The sequence below is a fragment of the uncultured Azonexus sp. genome (assembly GCF_937982035.1).
GTDB lineage: Bacteria > Pseudomonadota > Gammaproteobacteria > Burkholderiales > Rhodocyclaceae > Azonexus.
This window is the reverse complement of sequence record NZ_CALJNI010000013.1, coordinates 1-9,424: the sequence shown is the minus strand read 5'-3', so window position 1 is coordinate 9,424 and position 9,424 is coordinate 1. Positions and strand designations below refer to the sequence as shown.

The window sequence follows — 9,424 nt, the reverse complement described above, 5'->3', positions numbered from 1 at the left end:
GATCAGCCTGAGTTTTCCGAGAAATATATTCTCGTTGGCGCAAGCCCGGAAGCCATAGGTGGTGCATTGTCCGAGGAAACTCTCGAGTATCTGGGAAGTATCGCACCGCTATCGATTGAAGCGAGGGGCACTGAGTTTATCGTCTATCGAAGCGGCAGCATCGCGGGCGAGGGAGAGCTCGGTACGCTGGTTGAAGAGGCGCGCAAGATTCATGAGCTTCTGAGCGCGGGCGGTTAGAATTTCGTCAATCCGGAACTGGCGGTAGCGAGGATTCGCTGCCGCTCAAGGCGATTCAGGCGACGATGTCTTCGTTGCCGGCACGCTTTACTGAGTTGTTATCGAATCGAGGATCGGCGGCGGCGGATTTCTGAACATTAGGTCCACGTTTTGACAGCAGTCGATCCAGAACTTCGCCCAGTCGCGCGCTGGTTACCGGTTTGGCAATGTAGTCAGTCATCCCCGCCACCAGACAGCGCTCACGATCACCCTCCATGGCGTCTGCCGTCACCGCAACGATCGGTACGTCGCGTGTGTATCCTTCGAGCTTTCGAATTTCAGCGGTGGCAACATAGCCGTCCATCACCGGCATCTGGCAATCCATCAGCACCAGGTCGAAGCGGCCGGTGCGGAGGGCATCCACGGCGAGTGCGCCGTTGGCTGCGGTGGCGACGCGCAGGCCGAAGCCGGCCAGCATTTCCTCGGCCAGTTCGCGATTGACTTCGTTGTCCTCGACCAGCAGCACGCGGTGTCCGGCCAGCCGGCTGTTGTCCTGGGCGTCACGCGGGGCTTCGGGCACGCCCGGCGCCCGGTGCAGGGCCAGCATGATGCTGTCGAACAGGCAGGACGGCGTCGCCGGCTTGCCGAGGATGGCGCTGACCTTGTGCGGATGCAGCGCGTCGCGCAATTCGTCGTGGTCGTGCGCGGTGGTCATGATCACCGCCGGCGCATCGTCGCCGGGTGCGTCCTGGCGGATCGAGGCGACCAGTTCGACGCCGTCCATGCCCGGCATCTTCCAGTCGAGCAACAGCAACTGGTAAGGGCGGCCGGCCTGGCGGGCGGCGGCCATCTCGACCAGGGCTTCGGCGCCACTGGCCGCCACCCGGCATTCGATGCCGAGTGCGGCGAACATGTGGACGAACACTTCGCGAGCGCCCGGGCTGTCGTCGATGACCAGGGTGCGCAGGTCGGACGGGATGCCCAGCCGGCGCGGTTCGTCGGCTTCGCTGCCGGCCGGTTCGAAAGGCAGCTCGAAGGTGAAGCAGCTGCCTTCGCCGGGCGTGCTGGTGACCGAAATCTGTCCGCCGAGCAGGTCCACGATGCGTTTGCAGATCGACAGACCGAGGCCGGTGCCGCCGTATTTGCGGGTGGTCGAGCTGTCGGCTTGGGAGAAGGCGCTGAACAGCCGGGCCTGTTGTTCCTCGCTCATGCCGATGCCGGTGTCGCGTACTGCAAAGCGCAGCAGGACGTCGTGATCGCGTTTCTCGGCGAGTGTCACGGTGACCGTGACCTCGCCTTGTTCGGTGAATTTGACGGCGTTGCCGACCAGATTGAGCAGGACCTGGCCGAGGCGCAGCGGATCGCCGATCAGCCGGTCGGGGACGTCGGCCGACAGGTCGAACAGCAGTTCGATCCCGCGTTCGCGGGCCTTGATCGCGCACAGGTCGCCGAGATGCTGCAGGGCCGCGTCGATGCTGAAGACGGTGCGTTCGAAACGCATCATGCCGGCCTCGATCTTGGACAGGTCGAGGATGTCGTTGATGATGCCGAGCAGGCCCTTGGCGGCGGCATCGACCTTGTTCAGGTAGTTCTTCTGGCGCGGGTTGAGTTCGGTCTGCAGTGCCAGGTGGGTCATGCCGATGATGGCGTTCATCGGGGTGCGGATCTCGTGGCTCATGTTGGCCAGGAAGTCGGCCTTGGCGGCGGCCGCGGATTCGGCGGCGGCGCGGGCCTTCTCGGCTTCGCGCTCGGCTTCCTTCTGAGCGGTGATGTCGACGATGACGCCGATCAGCCCGCCCGGTGCGCCGTCCGGCGAACGGAAGCCGCTGACCGCGTACAGGGTGTCCCGGATCTCGCCGTCGGCCCGCTGCATGCTGACCACCCGGCTGATCTGGCCGCAGTCGGCGATGAGTTTTTCATCCTCGGCCTGGAAGGCAGCGCGTTCATCGGCCGGCAGGTAGTCGAGATCGAGCACGCGCTTGCCGATGAACTGGCCGCGGTCGATGCCGAAGAACTCTTCGTAGGCGCGGTTGCAGCCGAGGAAGCGGCTGTGCTCGCCCTTGTAGAAAATGGGGTTGGGAATGGTGTCGAGCAGGGCGCGCTGGAAGGCGAACTGGCGGATCAGCTCGACCTGCATTTCGTGGCGGTCGGAGATGTCGAGCACGCTGACCAGCAGCGACGATACGGCGCCGGCCTCGTCGCGGACCGCTGCCACCTGAACGTCGCCCCAGCGCGCCGCGCCGTGGGCGTCGATGAACTCGAATTCGCTGCGCAGGCCGTTCTCCTGACCGGCCAGAATGGCCTGCAACGCGTTCTGCAGGCGTTCGCTTTCGGCCGGTGTCAGCGACAGGTCGTGCAATTCGCGCAGGCTGTCCTGGGTCCGGGCGACGAAATCGGCAAAGGCCCGGTTGCTTTCGGTGGCTCGCAGTTCGGGATCGAGGCTGACGATGCCGACGGCGGCGTTGTCGAAGATGGCGCGGAAGAAGGCCTCGCGCTGCTGCAGGTGTTCCTGGCTTTGGCGCAGGGCGCTGGTGCGCAGGGCGACCGTCATTTCGAGGTCGGCATTGATGCTTTGCAGCGCCTGGCGGCCGGATTGCAGTTGCTGGCGCATGTTTTCCAGCGCGTCGGCGAGTTGTACCACTTCCTGCCAGGGGGCGGTGGTGGTGACCGGCTGGTCCAGTTCCTGGCGACCGATGCGCTCGCTTTCCGCGGTCAGTTCGCCGAGCGGCTCGCCGAAACGGCCGGCGATGCGGATGGCGACGGCGATGCCCAGGCCGAGGGCGCCGAGCAGGATGAGGCCGAGGACGCTCAGGTCGCTGCCGGTGATCGGCACGAAATCGCGTTGCGGCGCGACGACACCGAGCCAGACGCCGGTGCGCTTCTCGTCGAGCCGGGTGAACATGCCCAGCCAGCGTCCTTCGGGGCGCTCCAAGGCGCGTATGCTGCCGGCCGGCGGGGATTCCTGCTGCCACAGGCGGTAGGCCTGGGCGAGTTCGGCGAAGCCGGTTTCTTCGGGGGTTTTCAGCAGGGTTTGATTGATCGATTCGCTGTCCGTGAAACGCTCGTCGCGCGGCGGCGCGATCAGGCGACCGTCGCCGAGCAGCAGCGCTGCCTGGCCGGCGCTGCCGAGGACCAGGCTGGTGGTGAACTCGGCGATGTCGCCGAGACGCACATCGTGGGCAATGACGAAGCGTTCGCCGCCGGCATCCTGCCAGCGCATGCCCGCGGTCAGCCCGGGTTCCTGCGTGGTGAAGAAGATGTAGGGTTGGGTCCAGTGCACGCCGGTATCGCTGTCGAGCGCCATGGCGCCCTTGAACCAGGGACGCTGGCGCGGGTCGTAATCGCTCTCGCGAACCTCGACGCGTTCGATCTGCCGTTGGGCGTTCCAAGTGATCCAGAAGCTCAGCCGGCCCCATTCGGCCGGGTTGCTGATGCGGTTGATCCAGCCGCCCTCCGGCGTCAGCAGCAGGAAGAATTCGCGGCCCGATTCATGGGCCAGGATGATCGAGTTGATCTCGTCGTGGTTGGCCAGGACCGGGAAGAAGAATTCGTTGAAGCGCAGCAGGTCGGTGTGGTCGACGCTGCCGGCGCGGCCCCAGCCGTGGCTGGTGCGCAGGGTGATCTCGACCGAATGCAGCAGACGTTCGTAGCGCGATTCGAGCTGCTCCGTGGCCAGGCGCATCTGCGCTTCGGCCAGGCGCTCGACGGTCGGTTGGCCGATCAGCTTGATGATGCCGACGGCGAAAGCGGCGAGGGCGAGCAGCGTCAGCAGCCCGATGCGCAGCACCAGGCTGTAGGCGAACCCCGGTTTTCTGAATGAAATGCCGCGCAAGGCGCTTCCTCCGTGCTGCCTTATCCCGCCTGCCAGTGAATTTTATTGTTTTCGTTGCTACGCCAGCATAACGGAGCGGCATTGGCCTTTCAAGGAAAGATCACGGCACCACGGTGATTTCCGGCGGTTTGCCGAGGTATTCCAGGCGCTTGTGCAGGGCCTCGGTGACGAAGATGCGGTTGTCACGGTCGACGCGCATGACCAGCGGGGTCTGCATCTTGTCGGCCATCGCCCGCCAGCGGTCGGGGCCGGCGACGAAAATGGGCTTGGACGCGGCATCGGACAGGGTGCCGGCCTTGGCGCCGGCCGGGATGAGTACGGTCACCGCCTGGGTGTGATCGACCGGCCAGCCGGTGCGCGGGTCGATCAGGTGGGCGTAGCGTTTGCCGTCGAGTTCGAAGTAGCGCTGGTAGTCGCCGGAGGTGCCGATGGCCTCGCCGTCGTCGAGCATGACCGTGGCCAGCGGGCCGGGCTGGCGCGGGTGCTGGATGCCGATGCGCCATTTGCGGCCTTCCTTGCTGCCCAGGGCAAGGACGTTGCCGCCGATGTTGATCAGCGCATTGCGGATCCCCTGTTCGCGCAGGATGGCGGCGGCGCGGTCGAGGGCGACACCCTTGAGGTAGCCGCCGAAATCGAGGGCCAGCGCCGGGTTGCGCGTGGATACCGTGGTTCCGTCTATGATCAGGTCGGCCAGCGACGGCCGCTGGCCGCGCCAGGCCTCGATGGCCGTGGGATCGGGCAGGCGCGCCTCGAATTCATCGGCGTGAAAGCCCCACAGCTTGATCAGCCCGCCGATGCCCGGGTCGAACAGGTAATTGCCCTGCGCCGCCAGCGTCTTGGCTTCGGTCATGAATTCGGCCATCTCCGGGCTGACCTGATGCGAACGGCCGGCGGCGAATGCAGCATTGACCCCGGTCAGTTCGGACGGCTGCCAGGCGTGATAGGTGCGGTGCATGCGGTCGAATTCGCGCAGTACCGTGGCGATGGCCTTGCGGCCCTGCTCGGGGTCGGCGTCGACGACGATGACCTCGACCCGGGTGCCGAAGACGAAGGCCTGCTGTTCCTGCAGGGGCGCCTTGCCGCAGGCGGCGAGGGTCAGCGAAAGGAGGGCGATCAGGAGAGTCCGCATGCGTGTTCAATGGCAGTGATGCAGGCGCCGGCGGAATCGAAACCGCTTTGCTGGCGGATTTCGACCATGCCGGCCGGGTGGGTGACGTTGATGCCGGTCAGCGCGTTGCCGATGACGTCGAGACCGACGATCAGCAGACCGCGCTTGAGCAGCAGCGGGCCGAGGGTTTCGCCAAGGTGGCGGTCGTGGGCGCTGACTTCCTGGGCGACGCCGGTGCCGCCGGCGGCCAGGCTGCCGCGCGTCTCGCCGGCCTTGGGAATGCGCGCCAGGCACCAGGGCACGACCTTGCCGGCAATCAGCAGGATGCGTTTGTCGCCCTGGCCGATCTCGGGCAGGTGGATCTGCGCCATGATCGTGCGGCTGCCGTGGTCGGTCAGCGTCTCGACGATGACGTTACGGTTGGGATCGTTGCGGTGCACGCGGAAAACCGGCACCTTGCCGCAGCCGTCCAGCGGCTTGAGGACGACATCGCGCTGTTCGTCGATGAAATGCTGGATCTGCCCCATGTCGCGGCTGATCAGGCTGCTCGGGGCGAATTGCGGAAATTCGGCGATGGCCACCTTTTCCGCGTGCTCGCGCAGCGCGCGCGGCCGGTTGATGACGCGTACGCCGTCGGCTTCGGCCCGCTCCAGCAGCCAGGTGGCAGCGAGGAATTCGCGGTCGAGCGGTGGGTCGAGACGGACGATGACCGCGTCCAGGCCTTTCAGCGGCCGCCATTCGCGGCCGGTTTCGCGGTACCAGTCGTGGTCGTCCGGCCGCAGGTGGAGGTGGATTAACTCGCCGAAGACGCCGCCCGGATGGCCGGCTTCCGGCTTGCGCCAGCCAAGCGAGGCGGCTTCGATGGCGAAGACCTCGTGACCGTGGCTCTGCGCCGCGCGCATCAGGGCCACGCCGGGGTCGTTGAAAGCTTTTCGGGTGCTCAGCGGATCGACGACAAAGGCCAGCGACAGACTGGCCCCCTTGCCCGAGATTTCCTTGGCGAAGCTGAGCTGCATTCGCCCTAGCCCGTGTTTTCCAGTTCGACCGCCGCCGCCAGGCAGGCCAGGCGGGCGACGACGCCGTAGGCGTAGAAACGGTTGGGCGGCGAATCGGGGTTGCCGCAGCGGTAGTCGGGCAGGTTGCAGCCGGTCTCGAAGGCCAGCGGCTCGAAGTGCATGCCCGGCGCGTTGAGGTTCTCGTCCTTGCCGCGGCCGGTATGGACGCGGTAGAAGCCGCCGACGACGTAGCGGTCGATCATGTAGACGACCGGCTCGGCGACCGCGTCGTTGACCGTCTCGAAGGAATGCACGCCTTCCTGGATCAGCACTTCGGAGACTTCCAGGCCTTCCTTGACCACGCTCATCTTGTTGCGCTGCTTGCGGTTGAGCGCGATCACTTCATCGACGTTGCGCACCGTCATCACGCCCATGCCGTAGGTGCCGGCGTCGGCCTTGACGACCACGTAGGGGGTTTCGGCGATGCCGTATTCGCGATACTTCTCGGCGACGAGGTCGAGCACGGCCTGGACATTGGCGGCCAGGCATTCCTCGCCCTGACGCTCGTGGAAATTGATCGAGCGGCAGACCGAAAAAGCCGGGTTGATGCGCCACGGGTCGATGCCGATTTCGCGGGCGAAGTCGTTGGCGACCTGGTCGTAGGCGGCGAAGTGATTCGATTTGCGGCGCACCGCCCAGCCGGCGTGCAGCGGCGGCAGCACGTACTGTTCGTCGAGATTGCCGAGGATTTCCGGGATGCCGGCCGACAGGTCGTTGTTGAGCAGGATGGCGCAGGGCTCGAAGCCGGCGACGCCGACGCGGTTGCCGTTGCGCACCAGCGGTTCGAGCAGCAGTTGCTGGCCGTTCGGCAGGTCCACCGGGGTCGGTCCGGCGAGGTCGGGAATCAGCGAGCCGATGCGGACTTCCAGGCCGGTCTGCTTGAGTACGGCGGCGATCTGGGCAACGTTCTGCAGGTAGAACTGGTTGCGCGTGTGGTTCTCGGGAATCAGCAGCAGGCGCCGGGCTTCCGGGCAGAACTTCTCGATCGCGCTCATCGCGGCCTGCACGCACAGGGGCAGGAAGGCCGGATTGAGGTTGTTGAAGCCGCCGGGGAACAGGTTGGTATCGACCGGCGCCAGCTTGAAGCCGGAATTGCGCAGGTCGACCGAGGAGTAGAAGGGCGGGGTGTGTTCCAGCCACTGTCCGCGCAGCCAGTGTTCGATCTGCGGACTGGCTTCGAGGAAGCGTCGTTCGAGTTCGAGTAGCGGGCCGGTCAGGGCCGTGGTGAGATGGGGGACCATGGTGCTGTCTCCAGGGTTTTTTGCGCGTTATTGTCGGCCGCGATGTTACACCGCGGTGCACAAAATGGGGCCGGCGGCCGCGGTCCGGCGCGCAAAAAGGGTAAAATCCCGTCTCTTTTGAAATACTTGCCGGATCGGAAAACGTCGTGCTCGTTGCTGCCAACATTACCATGCAATTCGGGGCCAAGCCCCTCTTTGAAAACGTCAATGTCAAGTTTGGCGAGGGCTATCGTTACGGCCTGATCGGCGCCAACGGCGCCGGCAAGTCGACGCTCCTCAATACAATCTCCGGTTTCCTAAAGCCCAAGCAGGGCGAGCTGGCCTTCAAGGGTAAGCCCTTGCCCAAACGCCCCGACCGCATCGTGCAGGCGGGCATCTGCCACGTTCCCGAAGGCCGGCTCGTCTTCGCCAACCTGAGCGTGGAGGACAACCTGAAGATGGGCGCCTTCCTGCGGAACGACCGCGAGGGGGTTTCGTCGGACTTGGAGCGGGTCTACGGCCTCTTCCCGCGCCTGAAGGAGCGTCTTAAGCAGAGCGCCGGGACCTTGTCCGGCGGCGAACAGCAGATGCTGGCCATGGGCCGCGCCCTGATGACCGACGGCGAGCTCATCCTCATGGACGAGCCGTCCCTAGGCCTAGCGCCTATCCTCGTGCAGACGGTCTTCGACATCATCGAGGAGTTTAGGAAGCTGGGTAAGACCATACTCCTGGTCGAGCAGAACGCCTACAAGGCGCTCGAGGTGGCCGACCGGGCCTACGTGCTGGAGCAGGGGCGAATCGTCAAGGCCGGGCCCGCGGCCGAGGTCAAGGCCGACCCCTCCGTACGCGCCGCCTATCTGGGTACCGAATCGGCTGTCGGAGGCTAAGAGGCTCCGGGCTTAAGCTCGCGGGCGGGACAGTAGGTTGTTTCCATGATACTATAGCCTCCTTGATTCTCCCCGGCTTTTAGCCGGGCTTCTCGGAGGGCGCGCATTGAGGAAAGCGGGCTGGCTTATCGCGGGCATGCTCTTGGGGATCGCCGCGGTCGCGCTCTATAGGGAGCTGCCGAGGGCTTCCGAGTCGTCGCGCGGCGAGACCCTCGTAGTGGCGCGGGCCGGCGGCTCGGTCGCCCTTGATCCGGCCGTGGTGACCGACCAGGAATCGCTACGCGTCGCCGTCAACATCTTCGATACCCTCGTCCGCTCCAACGTCCGCGCGCCCTCGGCGACGCTCTTCTCCGGCGACGCCTGGGCCGCCGGCGAGGACGGCTTCCATTGGCGCTTCGCCATGCGGCGCGACGCCGAGGCCGGAATCGTGGCCCCCGGCCTGGCTGAGGCCTGGGCCGTGAGCGAGGACGGCCTCCGCTGGCGCTTCTCCCTGCGTCGTGACGTTAAATTCCACGACGGCACGGCCTTCGACGCCGAGGCGGTCGTCTTTAACTTCAAGCGCTGGATGCACTCGAGCAATCCCTACCACGTCGGCTCCTTCCATTATTGGAGCGCCAGCTTCGGCGGCTTCCCCGGCATCGTCCGCGAGGTCCGGGCGCTGACCCGTTCGGTGGTGGAGATAGAGCTGTCCGAGCCCTACGCCCTGCTCTTAGAGACCTTATCCCTGCCGGCCTTCGGCATGGCCAGCCCCGACGCCATCGTCACCTATAACGAGTCGTTCAAGCAGCGGCCGGTCGGTACCGGCCCCTTCGCCTTCGAGAGCTGGGCCGAGGACGGGACGGTGACGCTGCGGAGGAACCCCTCCTATTGGGAGGGCGCGCCGCGCCTAGAGCGCATCGAGTTCAGGACCGTGTTGGACGAGGGCGAGCGGCTCAGGGGACTGGCCGAGGGGCGCTTCCACATCGTCGAGCCCATACCCGAATACTACGACGGCAGCCTGGACGACACGCCGCCGTATCGCGTCGTGACGCGGCCGTTCTTCAACGTCGGTTATCTGGCCATGAATAACCAGCGGGCGCCGCTCGATTCGCGGGCCGTTCGCGAGG

General features: G+C 65.7%; 7 protein-coding genes. 3 read left to right on the top strand and 4 right to left on the bottom strand.

Going from position 1 to position 9,424, the window contains the following annotated elements; all coding sequences use genetic code 11:
* The coding region (locus Q0799_RS10065) for a hypothetical protein (protein WP_298397927.1) at positions 1-237 on the top strand (237 nt) is incomplete at its 5' end.
* A gap of 55 nt (positions 238-292) precedes the next feature.
* On the opposite strand, the gene Q0799_RS10060 is transcribed toward Q0799_RS10065, so the two are convergent.
* From Q0799_RS10060 to gshA, 4 genes are all read right to left on the bottom strand, one after another.
* Entirely contained in the window at positions 293-4,048 is a 3,756-nt protein-coding gene (locus Q0799_RS10060; protein ID WP_298397925.1) for a response regulator, read from the bottom strand.
* Between the two features lie 100 nt (positions 4,049-4,148).
* A complete protein-coding gene (locus tag Q0799_RS10055) occupies positions 4,149-5,177 on the bottom strand; it encodes an FAD:protein FMN transferase (protein WP_298397923.1) in 1,029 nt (342 codons plus the stop codon).
* Positions 5,162-6,172: a glutathione synthase gene (gene gshB / locus Q0799_RS10050; protein WP_298397921.1), complete on the bottom strand. Its 1,011-nt coding sequence runs from the start codon at positions 6,170-6,172 to the stop codon at positions 5,162-5,164. Before gshB ends, Q0799_RS10055 begins: the two co-directional genes overlap by 16 nt.
* Positions 6,173-6,177: 5 nt before the next feature.
* A complete protein-coding gene (gshA, locus tag Q0799_RS10045) occupies positions 6,178-7,452 on the bottom strand; it encodes a glutamate--cysteine ligase (protein WP_298397919.1) in 1,275 nt (424 codons plus the stop codon).
* Between the two features lie 170 nt (positions 7,453-7,622).
* Here gshA and Q0799_RS10040 point away from each other — a divergent pair, with 170 nt between their 5' ends.
* Both Q0799_RS10040 and Q0799_RS10035 read left to right on the top strand, forming a co-directional pair.
* The gene (locus Q0799_RS10040) at positions 7,623-8,318 is read left to right on the top strand and encodes an ABC transporter ATP-binding protein (RefSeq protein WP_366940776.1); all 696 of its coding nucleotides are present in this window, start codon (positions 7,623-7,625) and stop codon (positions 8,316-8,318) included.
* Positions 8,319-8,454: 136 nt separating this feature from the next.
* Positions 8,455-9,424, top strand: a 970-nt coding sequence (locus Q0799_RS10035) for an ABC transporter substrate-binding protein (protein WP_298397915.1), incomplete at its 3' end; no start/stop codon positions are given.